General features: G+C 72.9%; 19 protein-coding genes. 13 read left to right on the top strand and 6 right to left on the bottom strand.

Annotated features, from left to right (window positions below; genetic code table 11):
- The first annotated feature begins 50 nt into the window (after window positions 1-50).
- Window positions 51-1,835, top strand: coding sequence for a chitinase (locus RIU97_RS11750; protein ID WP_404962815.1), 1,785 nt, complete (start codon window positions 51-53; stop codon window positions 1,833-1,835).
- Here the strand turns inward: RIU97_RS11750 and RIU97_RS11745 are convergent.
- Window positions 1,801-2,580 carry a phosphatase PAP2 family protein gene (locus RIU97_RS11745; RefSeq protein WP_404955947.1) on the bottom strand — a complete coding sequence of 260 codons (780 nt, stop codon included), beginning with the start codon at window positions 2,578-2,580 and terminating at the stop codon, window positions 1,801-1,803. The genes RIU97_RS11750 and RIU97_RS11745 overlap by 35 nt on opposite strands.
- Before the next feature lie 142 nt (window positions 2,581-2,722).
- A complete protein-coding gene (gene gabT, locus RIU97_RS11740) occupies window positions 2,723-4,069 on the bottom strand; it encodes a 4-aminobutyrate--2-oxoglutarate transaminase (RefSeq protein ID WP_404955944.1) in 1,347 nt (448 codons plus the stop codon).
- A gap of 828 nt (window positions 4,070-4,897) precedes the next feature.
- Between gabT and RIU97_RS11735 the strand changes: the two genes are divergently transcribed.
- The 11 genes from RIU97_RS11735 (at window position 4,898) to RIU97_RS11685 (ending at window position 21,388) form a co-directional block, all read left to right on the top strand.
- Window positions 4,898-7,021 (top strand): ATP-binding protein, encoded by a 2,124-nt coding sequence (locus RIU97_RS11735; RefSeq protein ID WP_404955942.1) that lies wholly within the window; start codon window positions 4,898-4,900, stop codon window positions 7,019-7,021.
- A 179-nt stretch (window positions 7,022-7,200) separates the two neighbouring features.
- A complete protein-coding gene (locus RIU97_RS11730) occupies window positions 7,201-8,784 on the top strand; it encodes a PucR family transcriptional regulator (protein ID WP_404955940.1) in 1,584 nt (527 codons plus the stop codon).
- A 324-nt stretch (window positions 8,785-9,108) separates the two neighbouring features.
- Window positions 9,109-10,554, top strand: a complete 1,446-nt coding sequence (locus RIU97_RS11725; RefSeq protein ID WP_404955938.1) for an aldehyde dehydrogenase family protein — start codon at window positions 9,109-9,111, stop codon at window positions 10,552-10,554.
- 155 nt (window positions 10,555-10,709) lie between these two features.
- Complete coding sequence (locus tag RIU97_RS11720) at window positions 10,710-12,686, top strand: acyl-CoA dehydrogenase family protein (RefSeq protein ID WP_404955936.1); 1,977 nt, start codon at window positions 10,710-10,712, stop codon at window positions 12,684-12,686.
- A gap of 91 nt (window positions 12,687-12,777) precedes the next feature.
- A complete protein-coding gene (locus tag RIU97_RS11715; RefSeq protein WP_404955935.1) occupies window positions 12,778-14,100 on the top strand; it encodes a hypothetical protein in 1,323 nt (440 codons plus the stop codon).
- Window positions 14,101-14,120: 20 nt separating this feature from the next.
- Window positions 14,121-15,374, top strand: coding sequence for a 1-deoxy-D-xylulose-5-phosphate reductoisomerase (gene dxr / locus RIU97_RS11710; RefSeq protein WP_404955933.1), 1,254 nt, complete (start codon window positions 14,121-14,123; stop codon window positions 15,372-15,374).
- Window positions 15,371-16,672, top strand: a complete 1,302-nt coding sequence (locus RIU97_RS11705; RefSeq protein ID WP_404955931.1) for a M50 family metallopeptidase — start codon at window positions 15,371-15,373, stop codon at window positions 16,670-16,672. Before dxr ends, RIU97_RS11705 begins: the two co-directional genes overlap by 4 nt.
- Before the next feature lie 176 nt (window positions 16,673-16,848).
- Window positions 16,849-18,006: a flavodoxin-dependent (E)-4-hydroxy-3-methylbut-2-enyl-diphosphate synthase gene (gene ispG / locus RIU97_RS11700; protein WP_319726709.1), complete on the top strand. Its 1,158-nt coding sequence runs from the start codon at window positions 16,849-16,851 to the stop codon at window positions 18,004-18,006.
- Window positions 18,007-18,145: 139 nt separating this feature from the next.
- On the top strand, window positions 18,146-18,991 hold the full coding sequence (locus tag RIU97_RS11695; protein ID WP_404955928.1) for a GNAT family N-acetyltransferase: 846 nt from the start codon (window positions 18,146-18,148) through the stop codon (window positions 18,989-18,991).
- Window positions 18,992-19,105: 114 nt separating this feature from the next.
- Window positions 19,106-19,648, top strand: a complete 543-nt coding sequence (locus RIU97_RS11690) for a GNAT family N-acetyltransferase (protein ID WP_404955926.1) — start codon at window positions 19,106-19,108, stop codon at window positions 19,646-19,648.
- A 42-nt stretch (window positions 19,649-19,690) separates the two neighbouring features.
- Window positions 19,691-21,388 carry a proline--tRNA ligase gene (locus tag RIU97_RS11685; protein WP_404955924.1) on the top strand — a complete coding sequence of 566 codons (1,698 nt, stop codon included), beginning with the start codon at window positions 19,691-19,693 and terminating at the stop codon, window positions 21,386-21,388.
- A gap of 149 nt (window positions 21,389-21,537) precedes the next feature.
- Here RIU97_RS11685 and RIU97_RS11680 read toward each other — a convergent pair whose 3' ends face one another.
- The 4 genes from RIU97_RS11680 to RIU97_RS11665 are packed head-to-tail and all read right to left on the bottom strand — an operon-like array spanning window position 21,538 to window position 24,494.
- Window positions 21,538-22,485 (bottom strand): slipin family protein, encoded by a 948-nt coding sequence (locus RIU97_RS11680; protein ID WP_404955922.1) that lies wholly within the window; start codon window positions 22,483-22,485, stop codon window positions 21,538-21,540.
- 41 nt (window positions 22,486-22,526) lie between these two features.
- Window positions 22,527-23,429, bottom strand: a complete 903-nt coding sequence (locus RIU97_RS11675) for an aminoglycoside phosphotransferase family protein (protein WP_404955920.1) — start codon at window positions 23,427-23,429, stop codon at window positions 22,527-22,529.
- Window positions 23,430-23,445: 16 nt separating this feature from the next.
- The gene (locus RIU97_RS11670; RefSeq protein ID WP_404955917.1) at window positions 23,446-23,913 is read right to left on the bottom strand and encodes a ferritin-like domain-containing protein; all 468 of its coding nucleotides are present in this window, start codon (window positions 23,911-23,913) and stop codon (window positions 23,446-23,448) included.
- Window positions 23,910-24,494 (bottom strand): hypothetical protein, encoded by a 585-nt coding sequence (locus RIU97_RS11665; protein ID WP_404955915.1) that lies wholly within the window; start codon window positions 24,492-24,494, stop codon window positions 23,910-23,912. The genes RIU97_RS11670 and RIU97_RS11665 overlap by 4 nt, the downstream gene beginning before the upstream one ends.
- 114 nt (window positions 24,495-24,608) lie before the next feature.
- On the opposite strand from RIU97_RS11665, the gene rimP reads away from it, so the two are divergent.
- Window positions 24,609-25,121, top strand: a complete 513-nt coding sequence (gene rimP, locus RIU97_RS11660; RefSeq protein WP_404955913.1) for a ribosome maturation factor RimP — start codon at window positions 24,609-24,611, stop codon at window positions 25,119-25,121.
- The last annotated feature ends 1 nt before the right edge of the window (window position 25,122 follow it).

The raw sequence follows: 25,122 nt of genomic DNA, 5'->3' as shown, positions 1-25,122 counted from the left end.
CCCCTCCATCCCCCCATGCCCCGGAGGCAGTTGTGCGCAGAACCTGGTCCATCCTTACGGCCTTCGCCCTGGCGGCGGCCGGCTTCCTCGCCGCGGGACCGCCCGCCGCGGCGGCGGACGCCGACCTCGTACGCAACGGCGGCTTCGAGGCCGGCCTCGACGGCTGGAGCTGCTCGGCGGGCAGCGGAGCCGTCGTCACCACACCCGTCCACAGCGGAAGTTCCGCGCTCAGGGCCACCCCGGCCGGACAGGACAACGCACGCTGTTCCCAGAGCGTCACCGTCAAACCCGACTCCTCGTACACGCTGGCCGCCTGGGTGCAGGGCGCGTACGTCTACCTCGGCGCGAGCGGCACCGGCACCACCGACGTGTCGGCCTGGACGCAGACCCCTGGCGCGTGGAAACAGCTCACGACCACCTTCCGCACCGGCCCGTCGACGACCTCGGTAACGGTCTACACGCACGGCTGGTACGGACAGCCCTCCCACCTCACCGACGACCTCACCCTGGTCGGCCCCGACCCCGGCGGCCCCGGCCAGCCCCAGCCCCCGGCCGCCCCCACCGGCCTGACGGCCTCCGCCACCTCGTCCAGCTCGGTCTCCCTGAACTGGTCGGCGGTGCCCGGAGCCACCTCGTACACCGTCCACCGGGACGGCGCCGCGCCGTTTTCCGTCACCTCCGCACCGGCGCCGGTGACCGGCCTCGCCGCGTCCACCACGTACACCTTCCGGGTCAGCGCGGTGAACGCGGCCGGCGAGTCCCCGAAGAGCGCTCCCGCCTCCGCGACCACGACCGGCGGCGGTGGCGGCGGGGGAGGCCTGCCCGCGCACGCGCTGGTCGGCTACCTGCACGCGAGCTTCGCCAACGGCTCCGGCTACGTCCGCATGGCCGACGTGCCCGCCTCCTGGGACGTCGTCAACCTCGCCTTCGGCGAACCGACTTCGGTGACCTCCGGCGACATCCGCTTCCGGCTCTGCCCGGTCGCCGAATGCCCGAACGCGGAGTCGGAGGCCGAGTTCAAGGCCGCGATCAAGGCCAAGCAGGCCGCCGGCAAGAAGGTCCTCATCTCCATCGGGGGCCAGAACGGCCAGGTGCAGCTGGCGACCACCACCGCCCGGGACGCCTTCGTCTCCTCCGTCAGCAAGATCATCGACGATTACGGCCTCGACGGCCTGGACATCGACTTCGAGGGCCACTCCCTCTCCCTCGCCACCGGCGACACCGACTTCCGGGCCCCCACCACGCCGGTGATCGTGAACCTGATCTCGGCGGTCAGGACCCTGAAGGCCAGGTACGGCCCGGACTTCGTCCTGACCATGGCCCCGGAGACCTTCTTCGTCCAGCTGGGCTACCAGTACTACGGCTCAGGCCCCTGGGGCGGCCAGGACCCGCGCGCCGGCGCGTACCTCCCGGTCATCCACGCCCTGCGCGACGACCTCACCCTGCTCCACGTCCAGGACTACAACTCGGGCTCGATCATGGGCCTCGACGACCAGTACCACTCCATGGGCGGCGCGGACTTCCACATCGCCATGACCGACATGCTGCTCACCGGCTTCCCGGTCGCCGGCAACACCGCCCGCGTCTTCCCGGCCCTGCGTCCGGAACAGGTAGCGATCGGCCTCCCGGCCACCACCAACGCGGGTAACGGCCACACCCCGCCGGCCGAGGTGAACAAGGCCCTGGACTGCCTCACGAAGAAGCAGAACTGCGGGAGCTACCAGACCCACGGCACCTGGCCCGGCCTGCGCGGCCTGATGACCTGGTCGATCAACTGGGACCGCTTCGGCGGCTGGGAGTTCAGCCGGAACTTCGACGGTTACTTCGGCGGCTGACCCAGCCCACCGCGAGCAGCAGGGGCGTGCACATCAGGAGGCTGGCCAGCACGTCCAGCGGCCAGTGCCACCCCCGCAGGATCAGCCCGACGGCCGTCGCCGCCGTGAGCACGAGGGCGGCGGCCGTCGGCCAGGGGCGGCGGGTGTACGGGCGGACCAGCAGGGCCGCGCCGAGGTACGCGACGGCCGCGGTGGCCGTGTGGCCCGAGGGGAAGTAGCCGGCGGCCCAGGGCTCCAGGGGGCCGGGCCGGGCGGTCCACACCTTGAACGGGATGACCAGGGCCGGCACCAGGGCCATGGCCAGGCCCGCGGCCCCGGCGGCGAGGCGCCGGCCGCGCCACGCGGCGTAGGCCATGGCGAGCGCGAGGACGGGCACGGCGACCGGGATGTTCCCGAGGTCCGAGAGGCGTTCGGTGACGGAGTCCGGGACCGTGCGCACCAGGGCGCGGCTCAGCGCGTGATCCGGCTCCAGCAGCGGGCCGGAGACCAGCACCTGCCAGGTAACCAGGAAGAAGAGCAGGCCGCAGACGGCGGCGATCAGGAGAGGAATGGCCGGCCGTCCCGGAACAGGGGGGATGGTTCCGGGACGGCCGCCCGGATCGGGTTGCCGCACGCCCCGGGGGGTTTGGGGCGAACGGCTGTCCGATCGGTGAGGAGTGTGCGCGAACGCATGCCCAATACGGTGCTGGGGAAGCCCGGTACTGGTGTCGCCCTCGGTTTCCCGTGAGCGGGGTGTCTCACTCATCTGCAGAAACCGTACGGCAGCAGAAGGGGGACCGACAGCAGGATCGCGCTCCCGCCATCGGCCCCCCACAGCTTCTTCACAGTGCCCGCCCGTTACCGCCGGTAGGGAGGGGGCGCTGCGTTCGGACGTTCTAGGCGTCCGCTCAGACGTCCGTGCCGATGGCGGCGAACGCGGCCTCGATGAGGTCCAGGCCCTCGTTCAGCAGGTCCTCGCCGATGACGATCGGCGGGAGGAAGCGGAGCACGTTGCCGTAGGTGCCACAGGTGAGGACGAGCAGGCCCTCCGCGTGGCAGGCCTTGGCGAGCGCGCCGGCCGCCTCCGGGAACGGGGTCTTGGAGACCGGGTCCTTGACGAGCTCGATCGCGATCATGGCGCCGCGGCCGCGGATGTCGCCGATGATCTCGTACTTCTCCTGCATGGCCGTCAGGCGGGCCTTCATGACCGACTCGATCCTCTTCGCCTTGGCGTTGAGGTCGAGCTTCTTCATGGTCTCGATGGAACCGAGCGCACCGGCGCACGCCACCGGGTTGCCGCCGTAGGTGCCGCCCAGGCCACCCGCGTGGGCGGAGTCCATGATCTCGGCGCGGCCGGTCACGGCGGCGAGCGGCAGACCGCCCGCGATGCCCTTGGCGGTGGTGATCAGGTCCGGGACGATGCCCTCGTCCTCGCACGCGAACCACTGGCCGGTGCGGCAGAAGCCGGACTGGATCTCGTCGGCGACGAAGACGATGCCGTTCTCGTTGGCGAACTTCACGATCGCGGGCAGGAAGCCCTTGGCCGGCTCGATGAAGCCGCCCTCGCCGAGCACCGGCTCGATGATGATCGCGGCGACGTTCTCGGCGCCGATCTGCTTGGTGATCTGGTCGATCGCCTGGGCGGCGGCCTCGGGGCCGCAGTTCTCGGCGCCGGTGAGCCAGCGGTAGCCGTAGGCGACCGGGACGCGGTAGACCTCGGGGGCGAACGGACCGAAGCCCTGCTTGTACGGCATGTTCTTCGCCGTCAGCGCCATCGTCAAGTTGGTGCGGCCGTGGTAGCCGTGGTCGAAGACGACGACGGCCTGGCGCTTGGTGTACGAACGGGCGATCTTGACGGCGTTCTCGACGGCCTCGGCGCCGGAGTTGAACAGGGCCGACTTCTTCGCGTGGTCACCGGGGGTCAGCTCGGCGAGCGCCTCGCAGACCTCGACGTAGCCCTCGTACGGGGTGACCATGAAACAGGTGTGGGTGAAGTCGGCGAGCTGCGCGGAGGCGCGGCGCACGACGGCCTCGGCGGAGGCGCCGACCGAGGTCACGGCGATGCCGGAGCCGAAGTCGATCAGGCGGTTGCCGTCGACGTCCTCGATGATGCCGCCGCCGGCGCGGGCCGTGAAGACGGGCAGCACGGAGCCCACGCCACCGGCCACCGTCTGGAGGCGGCGGGCCTGCAGCTCCTGCGACTTGGGGCCGGGGATCGCGGTGACGATCTTGCGCTCCTGCGGGACAGCGGTCATAGAGGGCTCCTGGGGGTGTTTTCGGACGCACGTGTGTCTTTGTCCGCAGGCTAGGCCCGGGGGCCGGGGTCCTGCATGCTCCGTTCGGTAGTGATCTCAGCGTGTCCTTGTCCGCGACGGCCATAGAGCTCCGTCATTCACCCCCCGTGGGTGCTGGCCTCCACGACGCGCTCAAGGTCGCGGACCAGGGCCAGCAGCTCCTGATCGAGTGCCGGTCGTGGGGCGGAGCCGGTTCCCGCCGGCGGTCTCGCGGCCCCACTGCCGAAGGGCGTCTGCGATAAGGCCCTCGCGGAGCCCTGCGAGCGGGGTTTCGAACGCATGGGCGTTGCGTACGGTCACCTGGGTGACGATCCCAGCCTCCACCAGCCACCGGGCGAGGCTCCAGCGGGCGTCCGCGTCCTCCAGGGTGGAGGGGCGGCTATTGGTGCGCGGCGGACGGGGTCCTCGTCGCCCCCGGCGCCGGCCCCGCCCGGGACCTCCGGTCCGGCCCGCCGCAGCGAAGCCCCGTTCCAGGCCAGGGGAGGGGTCCCCGCCCCATCACGGACCGAGGACCGTGCTGGGCTCGGCGTCGCATCCCGTCGCCGGAAGCAGGTGCCGGGCGGAACAGCGCCTCCAGCACCACGCGACGCTGCTCGAAAGCTTCCCTGTCCCTGTTCTCGATGCCATGCACGTGCACCAGCGAGATCGCCCACCCCTCGTGCTCGCTGCGGTCTCAATTGTGCGTCATGACCACTGAGGCGAACACGACTTGGGTACACCCGCCGGGCGCCGACGACCACTACATTGAGCGACGCAGCAGCGCAGGCACGGTCAGGGGGCAGGGGTTTCATGGACACCGACGGCACGCACGAGACGCGTCCGGGCCACACCGGGCACATCCCGAGACCGGCCGCCCCGCCACCCCCCGGCCTCCCTCCGAAGCCGTCCCACGCGCCGTCGGCCGGGCCGACGCTGGGGGACTGGCTACGCTTCCCGCGCTCTTCGGACGGGCCGGGCGTGTGGACGTACGGACATGTGCCGCGGGCCGCCGAGGAGCCCGAGGAGACACCCACCCGGCAGCTGATCAGCGGGGCCCTGATCTCCCTGCTGGCCGGGCTGCTGCTCTGGTCCCTGCTGTGGAACGGCTACCTCGGCGGGTTCTGGCTCTGGCCGCTCTACATGTTCACTCCCGACTCCTGGGCCGGGACGCTGCCGTCCGTCGTGGCCTCCTACATCTGGTACGCCGTGGTCGCCACCGTCCTGGTGATCGGCTTCGGGCGCCTCGGCCGCTGGCCCGAACTGGGCCGCCGTGCGCTCCGCAGCCGCGCCGCGGGGCCCCTGCACTCCGCCGGACCGGCAGGCCCCGTGGCGGGCGGCCCGGACGATCCCGCGCGGTGGCCCCAGTTGAGGGCCGTTGGGATGGGGGAGGCGGCTGATCGGCTGGAGGGGGAGGCCGGGGGCGGGAAGATGAACGACGTGGACTACGCGCGCATCCGGCGGGCCTGGGACTCCGTACGCGTCGACCCCTCCCGGATGCGGGCCTTCGGCGACGCCGTGCGCGACAAGGGGGCCGGGGCCTGCGTGCACCCGTCCGGTGCGCGGGACCTGCCCGTGCGGGCCGCCCGGCACGACCTGCTCGCCCGGCAGGTGCTGCTCGGCACCGTCGAGGACGGCGTGCGCAACCCGTACGCCCGCCGCGGTACCGGATTCGCCCTCGACCCCGACGTGCTCGGCACCTCGCTCCTCGCCGTCGGACCCTCCGGCAGCGGCAAGACCCGGCGCCTGGTGAGGCCCGTCGTCGAGTCCCTCGCGCTCCAGGCGCTCGCCGGCCAGGCCGCCGTCGTCGCCGTCGGCGCGGCCGGGGCCGAGCTCGGGCCGGACGACGCCTACGACGTCGTGGTCCGCATCGGCGACCCCGCCTCCGTCTACGACCTCGACCTCTACGGCGGCGCCACCGACCCCGACGAGGCCGCCACCCTGCTCGCCGAGGCCTTCGTCGGGGACGCCCCCGGGATCGACGTGCGCCGGGCCGCGACCGCCCTCGCCCAGCTCCTCGGCCCGTTCCGGGCGGCGTACGGCCGCTTCCCGGCCGTGCCCGAGCTGCGCGAACTGCTCGACCAGGTGCCCGCCGCCTTCGAGGCGCTGCGCCGCGACCTCGGGCCGGCCGGCGGGGGGCAGCAGGCGATGCTGCGCGAGCTCGACGCCCGGACCCGTCAGCACGGGGCCCACGGCGACCCCGGACCGGCCCTCGCCGACCGGGTGGCCCTGCTGGACCGGCCCACCTTCGCCGGGTTCTTCGACACCACCGGGCAGGGGCGGCCGTTCTCGCTGCGCGCCCTCGAACACCCGTTGCGCGTCCGCATCGACCTGCCCGAACGGGGGCACGCCGACGCCTCCCGGATCCTGGCCCGGCTGCTGCTCGCCCAGTTCAACGCCTCGGTCGCCGCCCGCACCGACCGTTCCCTCTTCGCCTTCCTCGCCCTCGACGACGCTTCGCGGACCCTGACCGCGGAGACCGTGCGGGGTGTCCAGCGGCTGCGCTCGGCGCACGCGGGCGTCCTGCTCACGCTGCGCACGCTGGACGACGTACCCGAGGCGCTGCGGACGCCGCTGCTCGGGGCGGTCGGCTGCCGCATGGCCTTCTCCGGGGTCACCACCTGGGACGGCAAGCGGTTCGCCGAGGCCTGGGGCACCGAGTGGGTGGAGACCCGCGACGTCACCCACCGCACCGTCTTCGCCGACCAGCCGCTGACCCGCGCGATGCACGCCTTCCGCAAGCTCGTCACCGGCAAGGCGGTCACCACCGACGCGGTGACCGTGCGGCAGGTGGAGCGGGAGCGGTGGTCCGCCTCGGACCTGGCGCACGCCGTGCCGCCCGGGCACGCGGTGCTCTCGCTGACCTCGGTCCGTGGGGAACGGGCGGCTCCGCTGCTGGTCCGACTGGCTGAGGGCGGGTCCGGGCCGGCGGCCTGACCCGCGCCCCACCCGTACGGGGTGGCAGAATCGAGGGGAGTCGTTCATACGTTAAGGCGAAAAGCGCCCGCGGCTGCTCTGCTCCTCTTCTTCCGGCGCGCACCCGCGCCGGAAGACGTGCCCGCAGACCGCCGTAGCCCCTCCGCCGCCGCCCCTCCCGCGAAGGCCCCTGGTAACCGATGCCGCTCACCCTCGCCTCACTCGTCCAGCACTCGGCGCTCAAGCTCGGCGTCCGGGCGGGGGAGGGCCGCCTGGACACCCCCGTGCGCTGGGCCCACGTCAGCGAGCTCGCCGACCCCGTCCCGTACATGGAGGGCGGCGAGCTGCTCCTGATCACCGCGATGAAGCTCGACGCGGAGGACCCGGAGGAGATGCGCCGCTACGTACGCCGGCTCGCCGCGGCCGGGGTCGTCGGCATCGGCTTCGCGATCGGCGTGAACTACGAGGCGATCCCCGAGGCGCTCGTCGAGGCCGCCCGCACCGAGGACATGCCGCTGCTGGAGGTGCCGCGCCGGACCCCCTTCCTGGCGATCAGCAAGGCCGTCTCCGCGGCCCTCGCGGCCGACCAGTACCGGGCCGTGACCGCCGGTTTCGAGGCGCAGCGGGAGCTGACGCGCGCCGCGCTCTCCGCCGACGGGCCCACCGACCTGCTGGCGAAGCTGGCGGCGCACGTGCACGGGTGGGCCGCGCTGTACGACACCTCGGGCGCGGTCGTCGCGGCCGCCCCCGACTGGGCCGCGCGGCGCGCCGCCCGGCTGACCCCCGACGTGGAGCGGCTGCGGGAGCGGCCGGCGCCCGCCAGCGCCGTGGTCGGCGGCTCGGAGGACCGGGTCGAACTCCAGTCCCTGGGCACGGGCCGGCGGGCGCGGGGCGCGCTCGCCGTCGGCACCGGGGCCCCACTGGGCACGGCCGAGCGGTACGCCGTCCACTCCGCGGTCGCCCTGCTGACCCTCACCACCGAGCGGTCGCGCTCGCTGCACGACGCCGAGTCCCGGCTGGGGGCGGCGGTGCTGCGGATGCTGCTGGCGGGCGAGGCGGAGCACGCCCGGTCGGTCGCCGGTGACCTGTACGGGTCCCTGCTGGAGGCGCCGTTCCGGCTGATCGTGGCCGAGCCGGCGCTGCCGGGCACCGCGCAGCCCGAGGGCCTGGCGCTGCTCGCCGACGCGGTGGAGTCGGCGGCCGCCCGCACCGGGGAGGCGCTGCTGGTGGTCCCGGAGCCGGGGCGGCTGGTTGTCCTGGCCTCCGACGCGGGCCCGGCCGTACAGGCGTGCGTGGACCACGCGGAGGCGCTGGAGTCGCGGCGCGGCCGGGACGCGGCCGGGCCCGAGCCGGACGAACTGGTGGTCGGCCTGTCCGCCCCGGCCGGCCCGGACGGCGTGGCGGCGGCGCTCAAGCAGGCCGACCAGGCGCTCGCCGTGGCCCGCCGGCGGGGGCGGCCGATGGTCGAGCACGAGGACATGGCGGCGGGCTCGGTCCTGCCGCTGCTGGCCGACGACGCGGTACGGGCCTTCGCGGACGGCACGCTGCGGGCGCTGCGCGAGCACGATGCGACCGGGCGCGGCGACCTGGTGGCCTCGCTGCAGGCGTGGCTCTCGCGCCACGGGCAGTGGGACGCGGCCGCCGCCGACCTCGGTGTGCACCGGCACACCCTGCGCTACCGGATGAAGCGGGTCGAGGAGATCCTCGGCCGATCCCTGGAGGACCCGGACGTCCGCATGGAGCTGTGGCTCGCCCTCAAAGCCACCTCCGCCGCCCCGTCGTAGCCGCCCGCCCGCCCGTTCCGGCACGGCCGAGGGTCCTCCTTCCCGGGCTCCGCCCCGGACCCCGCGCCTCAAACGCCGGCGGGGCTGGACGACCCGGGGCTCCGCCCCGGACCCCGCGCCCCATACGCCGGTGGGCTCCGCCCCCGACCCCGCGCCTCAAGCGCCGGCGGGGTGAAAGAAGGCTCGGTTTCGGGCTGGCGACAGTGACAAAGCGGCGAAGGGCGGCGACCCGCCGCTCCATCAGGGACAAACGCCGAAACGCCGACGGAGTCCTACGGTGGAGGGGACAAGCCCACCGCACACATCCGAAGGGCCGGGATTCGCATGACTTCCACCCACGCCTTCTGGCTCGCCGGCCGCCAGGCCACCGGCGAGGACAGCTTCGACGTCCACTCCCCGTGGGACGGCCGGCTGGTCGCCGCCGTCAGCGTGCCCACCGACGAGCAGGTCGAAGAGGCCGTGGCCGCGGCGTACGCCGTGACGGCGGAGTTCTCCGCGACGCCCGCCCACGTACGGGCCGCCGCCCTGGACCACGTGTCCAAGCGGCTCGCCGAGCGCACCGAGGAGATCGCCCAGCTGATCTCCGCCGAGAACGGCAAGCCCGTCAAGTGGGCCCGCGGCGAGGTCGGCCGTGCGGTGTCCGTGTTCCGCTTCGCCGCCGAAGAGGCCCGCCGCTTCAACGGCGGAGAGGCCCAGCGCCTCGACACCGACGCCGGCGGCGTCGGCCGTCTCGCGCTGACCCGCCGCTTCGTCAAGGGCCCGGTCCTCGGCATCGCGCCGTTCAACTTCCCGCTGAACCTGTGCGCCCACAAGGTGGCCCCGGCCATCGCCGTCGGCGCGCCGATCATCCTCAAGCCCGCCCCGGCCACGCCCCTCTCCGGGCTGATCCTGGGCGAGCTGCTCGCCGAGACCGACCTCCCGGCCGGCTCCTGGTCGGTCCTGCCGGTCGCGAACGACAAGATGCCGGCCCTGGTCAAGGACGAGCGTCTGCCCGTCATCTCCTTCACCGGCTCCGACACCGTCGGCTACGCCATCCAGCAGTCCGTGCCCCACAAGCACTGCACGCTGGAGCTCGGCGGCAACGCCGCGGCCGTGGTCCTGGACGACTGGTCCTCCGAGGCCGACCTCGACTGGGCCGCGACCCGCATCGCGACCTTCTCGAACTACCAGGCCGGCCAGTCCTGCATCTCCGTGCAGCGCGTGATCGCCGACGCCTCCGTCTACGACCGCCTCGTCGAGAAGGTCGTCGCGAAGGTCCAGGCGCAGGTCACCGGCGACCCCTCCGACTCCGCCACCGACGTCGGCCCCCTCGTCTCCGAGGCCGCCGCCCAGCGTGTCGAGTCCTGGGTCGACGAGGCCGTTTCCGCCGGCGCGAAGCTGCTCACCGGCGGCAAGCGCGAGGGTGCCTCGTACGAGCCCACCGTCGTCGCGAACGTGCCCGAGGGCGTCAAGCTGGCCACCGAGGAGGTCTTCGGCCCGGTCCTGACCCTGCAGCGGGTCGAGAACACGGACGAGGCCTTCGCCGCGGTGAACGACTCGAAGTTCGGTCTGCAGACCGGCGTCTTCACCCGGAACATCCAGACCGCGTTCCGCGCCCACCGCGAGCTCGAGGTCGGCGGCGTGGTCGTCGGCGACGCGCCGTCCTACCGCGCCGACCAGATGCCGTACGGCGGCGTCAAGCAGTCCGGTGTGGGCCGCGAGGGCGTCCGCTACGCGATGGACGACTACACGTACGAGCGAGTCCTGGTCCTGACCGGCCTCGACATCTGATCTCGTACGGCCAAAAAGCCGACGGCCGGAGCCCACTGTGCGGGGGCTCCGGCCGTCCCCCTTTTCCATCCCGCTCACATTGGGTACGACTCACAGGTAGCACCGGCTGGCAATCCGGTGAACCCCCCGACTCCGGCGGCGAGGTGAGTCCCCTCATGTCCGCAACACAGCCCGCACAGCCCGTACAGCCCAGCGGCACGCAGCCCAAGGTGACCGAGCGCGAGGCACGTCAGGTCGCGGAAGCGGCCCGGGAACAGGACTGGCGCAAACCCAGTTTCGCCAAGGAACTCTTCCTCGGGCGGTTCCGGCTCGACCTGATCCATCCCCACCCCCAGCCCGCCGACGAGGACGTCCGGCGCGGCGAGGCCTTCCTGGCCCGGCTGCGGGCCTTCTGTGAGGCCCAGCTCACCGAAGGCATCGCCGCCCGCATCGAGCGCGAGGCGAGGATCCCCGACGAGACCGTGCGCGGGCTCAAGGAGCTCGGCGCGCTCGGCATGAAGATCGACCCCAAGTACGGGGGGCTGGGCCTCACCCAGGTCTACTACAACAAGGCGCTCGCCCTCGTCGGCTCGGTCAGCCCGGCCATCGGCGCCCTGCTCTCCGCCCACCAGTCGATCGGCGTACCGCAGCCGCTGAAGATGTTCGGCACGCAGGAGCAGAAGGACGCCTACCTGCCGCGCTGCGCCACCACCGCCATCAGCGCCTTCCTGCTCACCGAGCCGGACGTCGGCTCCGACCCGGCGCGGCTGGCCACCACGGCGGTCCCGGACGGGGAAGACGCGTACGTCCTCGACGGGGTGAAGCTGTGGACCACCAACGGGGTCGTCGCGGACCTCCTCGTGGTCATGGCCCGCGTCCCGAAGTCGGAGAACCACCGCGGCGGGATCACCGCCTTCGTCGTGGAGGCCGACTCGCCGGGCATCACCGTCGAGCACCGCAACGCCTTCATGGGCCTGCGCGGCCTGGAGAACGGCGTCACCCGCTTCCACCGGGTACGGGTCCCGGCCGCCCAGCGCATCGGCGCCGAGGGCGCCGGCCTCAAGATCGCCCTCACCACCCTCAACACCGGACGGCTGTCGCTGCCCGCCATGTGCGTCGGCGCCGGGAAGTGGTGCCTGAAGATCGCCCGCGAATGGTCCGGCGTGCGCGAGCAGTGGGGCCGGCCCGTAGCGAAGCACGAGGCGGTCGGCGCCAAGATCTCCTTCATCGCCGCCACCACCTTCGCCCTCGAAGCGGTCGTGGACCTCGCCTCCCAGATGGCCGACGAGGACCGCAACGACATCCGCATCGAGGCCGCCCTCGCCAAGCTCTACGGCTCCGAGATGGCCTGCCTGATGGCCGACGAGCTGGTCCAGATCCGCGGCGGGCGCGGCTTCGAGACCGCCGAGTCGCTGGCCGCCCGCGGCGAGCGCGCCGTCCCGGCCGAGCAGATGCTCCGCGACCTGCGCATCAACCGGATCTTCGAGGGCTCGACGGAGATCATGCACCTGCTGATCGCCCGTGAGGCCGTGGACGCCCACCTCTCGGTGGCCGGAGACCTCATCGACCCCGACAAGGCACTCGGCGACAAGGCGAAGGCGGGCGCCCGCGCAGCCGGGTTCTACGCCCGCTGGCTGCCCAAGCTGGCCACCGGCCCCGGCCAGGTCCCCGGCACCTACCGGGCCTTCCACCCGAGCGGCCACCCCGACCTCGCCACCCACCTGCGCTACGTGGAACGCAGCGCCCGCAAACTCGCCCGGTCCACCTTCTACGCCATGTCCCGCTGGCAGGGCCGCATGGAGACCAAGCAGGGCTTCCTCGGCCGGATCGTCGACATCGGTGCCGAGCTCTTCGCCATGAGCGCGGCCTGCGTGCGCGCCGAGCACCTGCGCGCCTCGGGCGAGCACGGCCGCGAGGCGTACCAGCTGGCCGACGCCTTCTGCGAGCAGTCCCGGCTGCGCGTCGAGGAACTCTTCGGCCGGCTCTGGGCCAACACCGACGACCTCGACCGCAAGGTCGTCGCGGGGGTGCTGTCCGGCACCTACGCCTGGCTCGAGGAGGGAGTCCTCGACTCCTCCGGGGACGGCCCCTGGATCGCGGACGCCGGCCCCGGACCCTCCACTCAGAAAAACGTGCACCGCCCCATCCGCTGACCTGCGATCATCGCCGAACGTCGGACAGACGTACGAGGATGAGTACGAGTACTGGTACGCGTACGAGCACAGCGCGAGGCGGACGAGAACGATGCCGACGGCCGAGGAAGACCGCACCAGCCGACGGCTGGCCTGGTGCGTGGCGCACCTGCTGCGCCACGCACCGGACCACGTCGTCACCGACATGATCGGCAGGCTCGACGAGCCCGCCCTCAAGTACCTGTGCCGGGACGAATGGCTGGCGGCCTCGACCGTCACGCTGCTGCTGCGCCACGGAGGCGCGGCCGACCGGACCTACATCGCCCGCAACCCCCGCGTCGTGGGCCGGCCGCTGCCCGGCCTGCCCGGGCCCGCCCGGTACGCCCGCCGCCGGACCCCGCCGGAACTCCTGCCGGTGCTCCGCGCGGAACTCGGCCGGGACCCCGGCGGGGAGCCGCTCACCGCGCCCGAGCTGATCGGCCTGTTGCGCCGGCACGGCCGGCGCGGGCCCCGGGTCCCGCTGGACGTCCTGGCGCTCCGCCACAGGCCGGACCCGGAACTGCTGCTCGCCGAGCACCTCCGCCGGCCGCTGCCCACCGGCTCCGTCGAGGCCCTGCTGCTCGTCGAGGACCTGCCCCGGGAGACCGTCCGCGGGCTGCTCGCCACCGGGGCGGCGGACGAGCGCTCCTGGCACCGGCCCGCCGTCCGCGCCGTGCGGATGGGACGGGTCACGCACGAGGAACTCGTCGCCCACGTCGCCCCCGCACGCCACACCCTGCTCCTCGGCCACCTCCCCGCCCTCCGCTCCCTGCGCTGGACCCTGCCCGAACAGGCCGGCATGCAGACGGCCGTGACGCGGGCCCTGCGCCCGCTGGGGGACGACCCGCGCCTGTGGGCGGAGCTGCTCCGGCACGCCGTCGGCCACCCGGGCACGCTGCCCGAACTGGTGGCCGGCGTGGCCGACGGAACCCTGCCCGACCCGGCCGGCGGCCGGGAGCCGGGCCCCGACCTCACCCGGGCGGTGCGCCACCTGGCCTCGACGGCCGCCGAGCCCTACGGGGACGTGGAGCGCGAGCTGGCGCTGGCGAGCCTCGCCGTGCCGATGGAGAGCGTCGAGGAGGACATCCGCTGGGTGCGCGACTGCCTCGACCGCGGCCTGCTCACCGGCATCGACGTGATCCGGCACAAGCTGCCGGCCTGCTGGGCCCTCGACGAGGACCACTGGCTCGGCGACGTGGACCATCCCGACCGGCACGACCACCCGGAGGCCGTCCTCGCCGCCCACGCCGAGGCGGACCGGCTGTTCGCCGCGGCCCTCGGCGAGGACCCGGACGCCTGGTGGCGCGTGGCCCGCACCCTCCCGGACTTCGCCGGAACCCTCCCGCACCTGCTGCTCCGGGTCACTGAAGGGGGCTCCGTGTCGGGCCGCTCCTGACTTGCGGCAACAATGGGGGCATGAGCGACCGCCCAGCCCCCCTCGCCGATCCGCACCTCCTCTTCGATCCCGCGGCCGGCCTCCGGGACATCGTCATCCTCGGGTCGACCGGGTCCATCGGCACCCAGGCCATCGACCTCGCCCTGCGCAACCCGGACCGGTTCCGGGTCACCGCACTGTCCGCCGCCGGCGGACGGGTCGGCCTGCTGGCCGAGCAGGCCCGGCTGCTGCGCGTCCAGAAGGTGGCCGTCGCGCGCGAGGGCGTCGTACCGGCCCTGAAAGAGGCGCTGAGCGCCCAGTACGGCCCGGCCGAGGCGCTGCCGGAGATCCTGGCCGGTCCGGACGCCGCGACCGAGCTCGCCGCCTCCGAGTGCCACACCGTCCTCAACGGCATCACCGGTTCCATCGGCCTCGCGCCGACCCTCGCGGCCCTGCGCGCCGGCCGCACCCTGGCCCTGGCCAACAAGGAGTCGCTGATCGTCGGCGGCCCGCTGGTCAAGGCCCTCGCGAAGCCCGGCCAGATCATCCCGGTGGACTCCGAGCACGCGGCGCTCTTCCAGGCGCTCGCCGCGGGCACCCGGGCCGACGTCCGCAAGCTCGTGGTCACCGCCTCCGGCGGGCCCTTCCGCAGCCGCACCCGCGCCGAGCTGGGACACGTCACCGTCAAGGACGCCCTCGCGCACCCCACCTGGGCCATGGGTCCGGTGATCACGGTCAACAGCGCCACCCTGGTCAACAAGGGGCTGGAGGTCATCGAGGCGCACCTGCTCTACGACATCCCCTTCGACCGCATCGAGGTCGTGGTCCATCCGCAGTCCTACGTGCACTCGATGGTGGAGTTCACGGACGGCTCCACCCTCGCCCAGGCCACCCCGCCGGACATGCGCGGCCCCATCGCGATCGGCCTCGGCTGGCCGCAGCGGATCCCGGACGCGGCTCCCGCCTTCGACTGGACCAAGGCCTCCACCTGGGAGTTCTTCCCCCTGGACACCGAGGCCTTCCCCGCGGTGGGCCTGGCCCGGCACGTGGGCGCCCTCGGCGGCACCGCCCCGGCCGTGTTCAACGCGGCCAACGAGGAGTGCGTGGAGGCGTTCCTGGCCGGCCGGCTGCCGTTCACAGCAATCATGGATACCGTCTCTGCCGTGGTCGATGAGCACGGGACACCGGAGTCGGGAACTTCCCTGACCGTCCAGGACGTCCTTGAAGCGGAGGCCTGGGCGAGGGCCCGGGCGCGGGAGATGGCGGCTCGGGCCGCCGTGGAGGCGCGCGCATGACACTACTGATGACGGTGCTCGGGGTCGTGGTCTTCGCGGTCGGCCTGCTGGTCTCGATCGCCTGGCACGAGCTGGGGCACCTCTCCACGGCCAAGCTGTTCGGCATCCGCGTGCCGCAGTACATGGTGGGCTTCGGCCCGACCATCTGGTCGCGGCGGAAGGGCGAGACCGAGTACGGGATCAAGGCCATCCCCATGGGCGGCTACATCCGCATGATCGGGATGTTCCCGCCCGGCGAGGACGGCAAGGTCACCGCCCGCTCCACCTCGCCGTTCCGGTCGATGATCGAGGACGCGCGCTCCGCCGCGTACGAGGAGCTCCAGCCCGGGGACGAGAGCCGGCTCTTCTACACGCGCAAGCCGTGGAAGCGCGTGATCGTGATGTTCGCCGGCCCGTTCATGAACCTGGTCCTGGCCGTGGCGATCTTCCTCACCACGCTGATGACCTTCGGGCTGAACACCCAGACCACCTCGGTCGCCACCGTCTCGGACTGCGTCATCCAGCAGAGCGAGAAGCGCGACAAGTGCGCCCCCGGGGACCCGGCCGCCCCCGCCAAGGCCGCGGGCCTGAAGGCGGGCGACAAGATCGTCGCCTTCAACGGCCGCCCGGTCCACGACTGGTCCGCCCTGCAGAAGGACATCCGCGCCACCGTCGGCCCCGCCACGATCACGGTGGAGCGGGCCGGCGCGCGCACCGACCTCACGGCGAACCTGATCGAGAACAAGGTGGCCAAGACCGACGGCAACGGCCGGTACGTCAAGGACCAGTACGTCACCGCCGGCTTCCTCGGCTTCGCCCCCGCCTCCGGCTACGTCCCGCAGTCCTTCGGCCAGTCCGTCGACCGCATGGGCGAGATGATGGAGGCCGGCGTGCAGTCGCTGGTCCAGCTGCCGTCCAAGGTCCCGGACCTGTGGAACGCGGCCTTCAACGGGGCCGAGCGCAAGCAGGACAGCCCGATGGGCGTCGTCGGCGCGGCGCGGGTCAGCGGTGAGATCTTCACCCTCGACATCCCCGCCCAGCACCAGCTGGTGTTCTTCCTCAACCTGCTGGCTGGCTTCAACCTCTCGCTGTTCCTCTTCAACATGCTGCCGCTGCTCCCGCTCGACGGCGGGCACATCGCCGGCGCCCTGTGGGAGTCGGTCCGACGGGGCGTGGCGCGGGTCTTCCGGCGCCCCGACCCCGGCCCCTTCGACGTGGCGAAGCTGATGCCCGTCGCGTACGTGGTCGCGGGCCTGTTCATCTGTTTCACCCTGCTGGTGATGGTCGCGGACGTGGTGAACCCCATCAAGATCACCTAGTCCCCGCGGGGCTTTGCCCCGGATCGTGAGGAGCCGGGCACGCATCGTGCCCGGCTCCCTACGTTCGGGTGGCGCACCCCCTCGGATGCACGGGGCGCGCCGTGGTTGGCGTAATCTCGAAGGCTGGAGCCCGCCGAATTCGGGACCTTGATCCACACCTTGGGGTTGCACAGCAGATGACTGCCATCTCTCTCGGAATGCCGGCCGTGCCGACGAAGCTTGCCGACCGCAGGGTCAGCCGCAAGATCCAGGTCGGTTCCGTGGCCGTCGGTGGCGACGCGCCCGTGTCGGTGCAGTCGATGACCACCACCCGTACCTCCGACATCGGCGCGACGCTCCAGCAGATCGCCGAGCTGACCGCTTCCGGCTGCAACATCGTCCGGGTGGCCTGCCCGACCCAGGACGACGCCGACGCGCTCGCGGTGATCGCGAAGAAGTCGCAGATCCCGGTGATCGCCGACATCCACTTCCAGCCCAAGTACGTGTTCGCCGCGATCGACGCCGGCTGCGCCGCCGTCCGCGTGAACCCGGGCAACATCAAGCAGTTCGACGACAAGGTCAAGGAGATCGCGCGGGCCGCGAAGGACGCGGGCACCCCGATCCGGATCGGCGTCAACGCTGGCTCCCTCGACGCCCGGCTGCTGAAGAAGTACGGCAAGGCCACCCCCGAGGCGCTGGTCGAGTCCGCGCTCTGGGAGGCGTCCCTCTTCGAGGAGCACGGCTTCAGCGACATCAAGATCTCGGTCAAGCACAACGACCCGGTCGTCATGGTCAACGCCTACCGGCAGCTGGCCGCGGCCTGCGACTACCCGCTGCACCTGGGCGTCACCGAGGCCGGTCCCGCCTTCCAGGGCACCATCAAGTCCGCCGTCGCCTTCGGCGCGCTGCTCTCCGAGGGCATCGGCGACACCATCCGCGTCTCCCTCTCCGCCCCGCCGGTCGAGGAGATCAAGGTCGGCATCCAGATCCTGGAGTCCCTCAACCTCAAGCCCCGCCGCCTGGAGATCGTCTCCTGCCCGTCCTGCGGACGCGCCCAGGTCGACGTCTACAAGCTCGCCGAAGAGGTCACCGCGGGCCTGGAGGGCATGGAGGTTCCGCTGCGCGTCGCCGTCATGGGCTGCGTCGTCAACGGCCCCGGCGAGGCCCGCGAGGCCGACCTCGGTGTCGCCTCCGGCAACGGCAAGGGACAGATCTTCGTCAAGGGCGAGGTCATCAAGACCGTCCCCGAGTCCAAGATCGTGGAGACCCTCATCGAAGAGGCGATGAAGATCGCCGAGCAGATGGAGAAGGACGGCGTGGCGAGCGGCGAGCCCACCGTCGCGATCGGAGTCTGAGCACCCCCGAGGTGCCGCCCCGGCCCCGTTCCCGCAGTTCGCGGGCGGGGCCGGGGCTTTTTCGTGACCTGCGACGCGGCATCGCCAGGCATCGCCGGGTACAGTGCGGAGATCAGCAGACTTGCATGGTGAGGCCCCAGTGTTGACGCAGACCACCACCCGGGTCCTTGAGCCCAGTGATCTCGACGCCGCGCTCGACATCCTCGGACGCGAGCCGGTCGATAACGCCTTCGTCACTTCCCGGGTCCAGGTCGCCGGGCTCGACCCGTGGCGCCTGGGCGGCGAGATGTGGGGCTGGTACGCCGACGGCGAGCTCCGGTCGCTCTGTTACGCGGGCGCCAACCTCGTCCCCGTCTGCGCCGAGCCCGACGCCGTACGCGCCTTCGCCGACCGCGCCCGCCGCACCGGCCGCCGCTGCTCCTCCATCGTCGGCCCCGCCGAGGCCACCCGGCTGCTGTGGCAGCTCCTGGAGCCCAGCTGGGGTCCGGCCCGCGAGGTCCGCTCCCACCAGCCGCTCATGGTCATCGAGCGCCCGTCCACCACGGTCGAGGCCGACCCTCAGGTCCGCCGGATCCGCAAGGACGAGATGGACCTGATCATGCCCGCCTGCGTGGCCATGTTCACCGAGGAGGTCGGCGTCTCGCCGATGGCCGGGGACGGCGGGCTGCTCTACCAGGCCCGCGTCGCCGAGCTCGTCGCCGGCGGCCGCTCCTTCGCCCACGTCGAGGACGGCAAGGTCGTCTTCAAGGCGGAGATCGGCGCCGCCACCCCGCGCGCCTGCCAGATCCAGGGCGTGTGGGTGGCCCCCGAGTTCCGCGGCCGCGGGCACTCGGAGACCGGAATGGCCGCCGTCGTCGCCTACGCGCTGCGGGACGTCGCCCCCGTCGTCAGCCTCTACGTGAACGACTTCAACACCGCCGCACGCGCGTCCTACCGGCGCGTGGGCTTCCGCGAGGTCGGCGCCTTCATGAGCGTGCTCTTCTGAAAGCGCGCCGTTGCGAAGGCGGCGCCGGGTCCAGGCCGTCCTGATCCCAAAGGCGGGCACCGGACCCCGCCAGTGGCATTCCGGCACGCCCCTACCGCGAAGTAAGGTCGCCGCATGCTGCCTTCCGGACTCCGCATCGGCCCCCTCGACCTCGCCGCCCGCGTGGACGAGGCCCTGCGCGTGCAGGCCGTCGCCTTCGGCCTCAGCGAGGAGGAGGTCGGCATCCGGCGCTACATCGTCCAGCGCCACATGACCTGCCGCGGCGCCCGCGCCCTCGGGGCGTTCGCCGAGGACGGGGCCCTCACCGGGTTCGTGTACGGGATGCCCAACGACCGCTCCCACTGGTGGTCCACGATCGTCGAGCCCTACCTGCGGGCCGGCGGGCTCGAGGGCTGGCTCGACGACTCCTTCGTGATCACCGAACTGCACGTCCACCCCGGCTTCCAGGGCCACGGAGTGGGCCGCGAGCTGATCACCCGGATCACCGACGGCGCCGCCGAGCCCCGGTCGATCCTCTCCGCCATCGACACCGAGAGCCCCGCCCGCGGGCTCTACCGGGCCCTCGGCTACACCGACCTCGCCCGCCAGGTCCACTTCCCGAGCGCGAGCCTCCCGTACGCCGTCATGGGCGCCACACTGCCGCTGAGCAGGCACTGAATTGATTACCGGGGCCCGCTCGGGCCCCGGTAACCTCCCGGCATGTCTACGCAACACGTGCAGCGCATGTCCCGCCTCATGGCCAAGACCCTCCGCGAGGACCCGGCCGACGCCGAAACCCTCAGCCACCGGCTCCTGGTCCGCGCCGGATACGTCCGGCGCAGCTCGGCCGGGGTGTGGACATGGCTGCCGCTCGGCAAGCGGGTCCTCGACAACGTCTCGCGCATCGTCCGCGAGGAGATGGACGCCATCGGGGCCCAGGAGGTGCTGCTCCCGGCCCTGCTGCCGAAGGAGCCGTACGAGGTCAGCGGGCGCTGGTCGGAGTACGGCGACCTGCTCTTCCGGCTCAAGGACCGCAAGGGCGCGGACTATCTGCTCGGCCCGACGCACGAGGAGATCTTCACCCTGGTCGTGAAGGACCAGTGCACCTCGTACAAGGACCTGCCGGTCATGCTTTACCAGATCCAGACCAAGTACCGAGACGAGGCGCGGCCCCGGTCCGGCGTGCTGCGCGGGCGCGAGTTCCAGATGAAGGACTCGTACTCCTTCGACGTGTCCGACGAGGGGCTGGAGGAGTCCTACCGGCTCCACCGCGAGGCGTACGTCCGCATCTTCGAGCGGCTCGGCCTCGACCACCGGATCGTGTCGGCGGTGTCGGGTGCGATGGGCGGCTCGGCGTCGGAGGAGTTCCTGGCCCCGGCCGGGGCCGGCGAGGACACCTTCGTGGACTGCCCCTCCTGCGACTACGCGGCGAACACGGAGGCCGTGACCTTCGCCCTGACCCCCGTGTCCGCCGAGCACCCGGCACCGGAGGAGGTGGACACCCCGGACACCCCGACCATCGAGACCCTCGCGGCGCACCTGGGCGTCCCCGCCTCCGCGACGCTGAAGAACCTCCTCGTCAAGGTGGACGGCGAGATCGTGGCCGTGGGCGTGCCGGGGGACCGCGAGGTGGACCTCGGCAAGCTGGGCGAGCACCTGGCCCCGGCGGTGGTCGAACTGGTCACGGCCGAGGACTTCACGGACCGGCCCGACCTCGTGCGCGGCTACGTGGGCCCGCAGGGCCTGGACAAGGTCCGCTACCTGGCCGACCCGCGGGTCGCGCCCGGCACGGCCTGGGTGACCGGGGCCAACCGGGCGGACACCCACGCCCGGAACGTGGTGTGCGGCCGCGACTTCGAGGTGGACCAGTACCTCGACGTGGTGGTCGTGGAACCCGGCGACCCCTGCCCGAACTGCGGCGCCGGACTGCGACTTGACCGGGCCATCGAGATCGGCCACATCTTCCAGCTGGGCCGCAAGTACGCGGACGCCTTCGGCCTCGACGTCCTCGGCAAGGAGGGCAAGCCGGTCCGCGTCACCATGGGCTCCTACGGCATCGGCGTCTCGCGGGCGGTGGCGGCGCTGGCCGAGCAGACGGCGGACGAGCGGGGGCTGTGCTGGCCGGCGGCGGTGGCCCCGGCCGACGTCCACGTGGTGGCGGCGGGCAAGGCGGTGCCGCTGGCCCTGGCGGAGGAGGCGGCGACGGCCCTGGCGGGCTCCGGCCTCCGGGTCCTGCTGGACGACCGGCCCGGGCTGTCCCCGGGGGTGAAGCTGACGGACGCGGAACTGATCGGCGTGCCGTGGATCCTCGTGGCGGGCCGGCGCTCCGCGGAGTCGGTGGTCGAACTCCAGGACCGCGCCTCGGGCACCCGCGAGGAACTCCCCCTGGCCGAAGCCCTGTCCCGCCTGACGCGCTGACCGCGCGGACGCCGGCGAAGCCGAAAGACCGGGGCTCCGCCCCGCACCCCGCGCCTCAAACGCCGGCGGGCCTGAATTTTGGCCGAGGCCGAGCAATTCATCCCGTCCGGCGTTTGAGGACCGGGGTGCGGGCGGAGCCCTGGGGGCGGCTAGTCGCGCGGCCCGTCAGGCTCGTGCTCCGGCGGTGGCGCGTCCAGGATCAGACCGTCCGCCGGGCCGCCGAGCGCCTCCGGAGCCTCGGCTTCGTCGAGCGCGTCGGCGACCCCGACCGGCCCGGGGCCTTCGGAAGCCGGGCCGGCCGGGGCCGGTTCTCGGGGCGCGGCCGACGCCGGAGGCGAAGGGGCCGCGCGTTCCAGGAAGCGGAGCAGCTCCACCGGAAACGGCAGGACCAGCGTCGAGTTCTTCTCGGCGGCGACGGCCACGACCGTCTGCAGCAGGCGCAGCTGAAGCGCTGCCGGCTGCTCCGACATGACCTCCGCCGCCTGGGCGAGCTTGTGCGAGGCCTGGAGTTCCGCGTCGGCGTTGATCACACGGGCGCGCCGCTCACGGTCCGCCTCCGCCTGCCGGGCCATCGACCGCTTCATCGTCTCCGGCAGGGAGACGTCCTTGATCTCGACCCGGTCGATCTGCACGCCCCAGCCCACCGCCGGGCTGTCGATCATCAGCTCCAGGCCCTGGTTCAGCATCTCCCGGTTGGACAGCAGATCGTCCAGGTCCGACTTTCCGATGATCGACCTGAGCGAGGTCTGCGCCATCTGCGAGACCGCGAACCGGTAGTCCTCCACCGCCACGATCGCGTTCGCCGGGTCGACGACCTTGAAGTACACGACCGCGTCCACCCGCACGGTCACGTTGTCCCGGGTGATGCCCTCCTGCGCGGGCACCGGCAGCGTCACGATCTGCATGTTCACCTTGTGGAGCCGGTCGATCACCGGAACGACCATCGCGAAGCCGGGCGGCCGTATCTCCTCGCGCAGCCTGCCGAAGCGGAACACCAAGCCCCGCTCGTACTGCTTCACGACCCGGGCCGCGGCGCCCACGTAGACCATGACGCCCACACCCGCGGCGATCGCCGCTGTCAGCAGTTCTTCGACCATGACGGCCCCCTGCCGGACGCACCTTCTACCTACGGTATGCCCTACAGCCAGGCCGCGAACTCCAGCAGCAGCTCCGCGTCCCGGCGCCGTCCGGCGGCCAGGGCCCGGTTCCCCGACTCCACCGCCCGGAACAGCGTCCAGCCCCGCAGCCGGTCCCGGTCCACCTCCAGTGCGTCGGCCAGCTTGTTCACCCGGCGCCGCGCGCCCGCCGCCCCCGCCGAGGAGGCCACCTGGTCCTCCAGCCGGTCCCGCACCAGCCGCGCCAGGTCGTACGCTCGCTCGCCGACCAGCGGGTCGGGGCCCACCGTCAGCCACGGCGCCCGCTCGCCCGCGAGGACCTTGCCCTGGCGGAAGTTGCCGTGCAGCAGCAGCTCCTCCGGCGGGGCCGCGACCAGTTCCTCACGCATCGCCAGAGCCGTGCCGGCCAGGGCCCGGACCTCGGCCGGGGCCGCCCGCAGCGCCGCCGACTGCTGCCCGGTGCGCTCCGCCACCGTCTCCCAGACGTGCCCGGCCGGCGGGGCCACCCACAGCCTGCGCAGGGTGCCGCCGGCCTCCAGCAGCGCCTTCGCCTCCGGCAGCGACCGCAGCGACACCTCGGGGTGCAGCCGCTCCAGGAGCAGCGCCCCGTCGTCCTCGTGATGCCGGGTGTCGAGGATCCGTACGGCCCCGAAGCCGCCCCAGTGCGCCAGCGCGGCCAGTTCCCGGTCGGGGCGGGCGTGCGGCGGCGCCAGCTTCAGCGCGGCCGGGGTCCCGTCCGCGTACGTGACGAGGACCACCAGGCTGCTGCGGCCGCCCGGGGCCTGCACGCGCTGCGCGCGTACCCCGCGCCGGGACAGCGCGGCCTCGGTGAGTCGGGGCAACTGCCCCAGCCAGTCCTCGTCCTGCGCCGTTTCCGGCATCTCGCCGAGCGCCCGTACAAGCCGCTGCGGCGGTTCGAAAGCCATGCGTGCGTGGTCCCTTTCAGCTGTGCTGGGCCCGTTGCGCCTCGTCAGCGCGTTCCGCGAGCCCAGGGAAGGCTACGCCGACACCGCGCCAGCGTGCCGCGCGCACGGCCGCGGCGCTCAGCGCGTCGGCCGCCTCGCGGCGCAGCGGACCCTCCGCCGCGCGCACCAGATCGGAGTACGCGCCCGACACCCGGTCCTCGACCACCGCGGCCAGCCGCTCGGCCTCCGCCTGGGTGCGCACCTCGAACGGCAGGGCGTACGCCGCCTCCGCGGGCCGGGGCGCGCCGCCCAGTTCCCGTACGGTCCGGGCGAGCGCGTCACGGCGCGCGAGGTGGGCGCCGTACGCCTCCCGGGCCTCGTTCGCGCGGGCGCCGGTGCTGCGGGCGCCGATCACCCCGTAGCCGTAGGCGGCCGCGTGCTCGGCGGCGAGTGCGGCCTGGGCGGCCTCCAGGGCCCGGCCGGCGGCGGGGGGTTCGGGCTTCACGACGTGGCTCCGGGGGTCGAGGTCAGCAGGTACGCGTGGACGGCGCCGCAGGCGGCCACCGAGGCCAGCATCCGGGCGAGTTCCCCCGGGGCCCCGGCCAGGTCGATGGTCCGGGCCTCCGACAGGCTCCGCTCGGCGTCCGCGAGGGCGGTCAGGGCGTCGGCGGGCTTCGGGGGCACGGGCTCGCCGCTCGCCGCGGGCGCGCCGGCCCCCGTACCACCCGAGGGGGACGCGGAGGGCGACGGCGAGCCCGCCGGGGTCAGGGCCAGGGCCGCGGAGTGCGCGGCGACGGCGGCGCGCAGCGGCGCCAGCCGTGCGGCCAGGGCCGGATGGGCGGCGGCGGTGGCGTCGTAACGTTCCAGCAGGCGCGTACTGTCACGAACGGCCGTCTCCCGCATCCGCCGTTCGAGTGGAATCCCGGGTTCGCCGCCGGCCGGGCGGTCGTCGGAGCACCCCGTCAGGAGCGCGGCTCCGGCCGCGCCGGCGGCTCCGGCGAGCAGGCTCCGGCGCGAGGGTCTCGAAGGCAGAGTCCAGGGCACGGCGACGTCCTCGGTGGTGATGGCGGGGCAGGGTGTGATCACGGTACCCGGGGCCCCGTCCACAGGGCGGACGGCAACACCCTCCGACACCGGATACCCTTTGACCTGACACACGACGGAAATCACAACAGCACACGCGGCCGAGGAGTCACCCGGATGAGCACCACCCAGAGCGACAGGCTGCGCGGACTGCTGGAGCCGCTCGTCGCCGCCAGGGGCCTGGACCTCGAAGAGATCGAGATGTCGCGGGCGGGCAAGCGCCGGATGCTGCGGATCATCGTGGACTCCGACGAGGGCGTGGAACTGGACGCGTGTGCCGAGCTGAGTCGCGAGGTCTCCGACAAGCTCGACGAAACCGATGTGATGGGTGAGGACGAGTACGTCCTCGAAGTGAGCTCGCCGGGCGCCGACCGCCCGCTGACCGAGCACCGTCACTACGTACGGGCCATCGGCCGTCTCGTGAAGTTCCAGCTGTCCGCCGAGGGGGACAAGGCTGCCGGGGAACTGGTCGCCCGCATCCTCGACGTCGACGACGAGGGCATGGACCTCGAAGTACCGGGCGTGAAGGGCCGCAAGGCGACCGCCCGCCGCATTGCTTTCACCGACATCGCCAAGGCGCGTGTCGAGATCGAGTTCAACCGCAAGGACAAGAAGGAAGAGGAGGCGTAGC

This window comes from Streptomyces sp. 147326 (genome assembly GCF_045000215.1).
Taxonomy (GTDB): Bacteria; Actinomycetota; Actinomycetes; order Streptomycetales; family Streptomycetaceae; genus Streptomyces.
Note: the sequence above shows the minus strand (reverse complement) of the source record. Positions and strands in the feature narration are given on the sequence as shown.

Excerpts from the sequence above, each read along its gene's own strand:
- RIU97_RS11745 (WP_404955947.1), bottom strand. The coding sequence starts at position 2,580 with ATGAGTGAGACACCCCGCTCACGGGAAACCGAGGGCGACACCAGTACC.
- gabT (WP_404955944.1), bottom strand. The coding sequence starts at position 4,069 with ATGACCGCTGTCCCGCAGGAGCGCAAGATCGTCACCGCGATCCCCGGC.
- RIU97_RS11735 (WP_404955942.1), top strand. The coding sequence starts at position 4,898 with ATGGACACCGACGGCACGCACGAGACGCGTCCGGGCCACACCGGGCAC.
- RIU97_RS11730 (WP_404955940.1), top strand. The coding sequence starts at position 7,201 with ATGCCGCTCACCCTCGCCTCACTCGTCCAGCACTCGGCGCTCAAGCTC.
- RIU97_RS11725 (WP_404955938.1), top strand. The coding sequence starts at position 9,109 with ATGACTTCCACCCACGCCTTCTGGCTCGCCGGCCGCCAGGCCACCGGC.
- RIU97_RS11720 (WP_404955936.1), top strand. The coding sequence starts at position 10,710 with ATGTCCGCAACACAGCCCGCACAGCCCGTACAGCCCAGCGGCACGCAG.
- RIU97_RS11715 (WP_404955935.1), top strand. The coding sequence starts at position 12,778 with ATGCCGACGGCCGAGGAAGACCGCACCAGCCGACGGCTGGCCTGGTGC.
- dxr (WP_404955933.1), top strand. The coding sequence starts at position 14,121 with ATGAGCGACCGCCCAGCCCCCCTCGCCGATCCGCACCTCCTCTTCGAT.
- RIU97_RS11705 (WP_404955931.1), top strand. The coding sequence starts at position 15,371 with ATGACACTACTGATGACGGTGCTCGGGGTCGTGGTCTTCGCGGTCGGC.
- ispG (WP_319726709.1), top strand. The coding sequence starts at position 16,849 with ATGACTGCCATCTCTCTCGGAATGCCGGCCGTGCCGACGAAGCTTGCC.
- RIU97_RS11690 (WP_404955926.1), top strand. The coding sequence starts at position 19,106 with ATGCTGCCTTCCGGACTCCGCATCGGCCCCCTCGACCTCGCCGCCCGC.
- RIU97_RS11685 (WP_404955924.1), top strand. The coding sequence starts at position 19,691 with ATGTCTACGCAACACGTGCAGCGCATGTCCCGCCTCATGGCCAAGACC.
- RIU97_RS11680 (WP_404955922.1), bottom strand. The coding sequence starts at position 22,485 with ATGGTCGAAGAACTGCTGACAGCGGCGATCGCCGCGGGTGTGGGCGTC.
- RIU97_RS11675 (WP_404955920.1), bottom strand. The coding sequence starts at position 23,429 with ATGGCTTTCGAACCGCCGCAGCGGCTTGTACGGGCGCTCGGCGAGATG.
- rimP (WP_404955913.1), top strand. The coding sequence starts at position 24,609 with ATGAGCACCACCCAGAGCGACAGGCTGCGCGGACTGCTGGAGCCGCTC.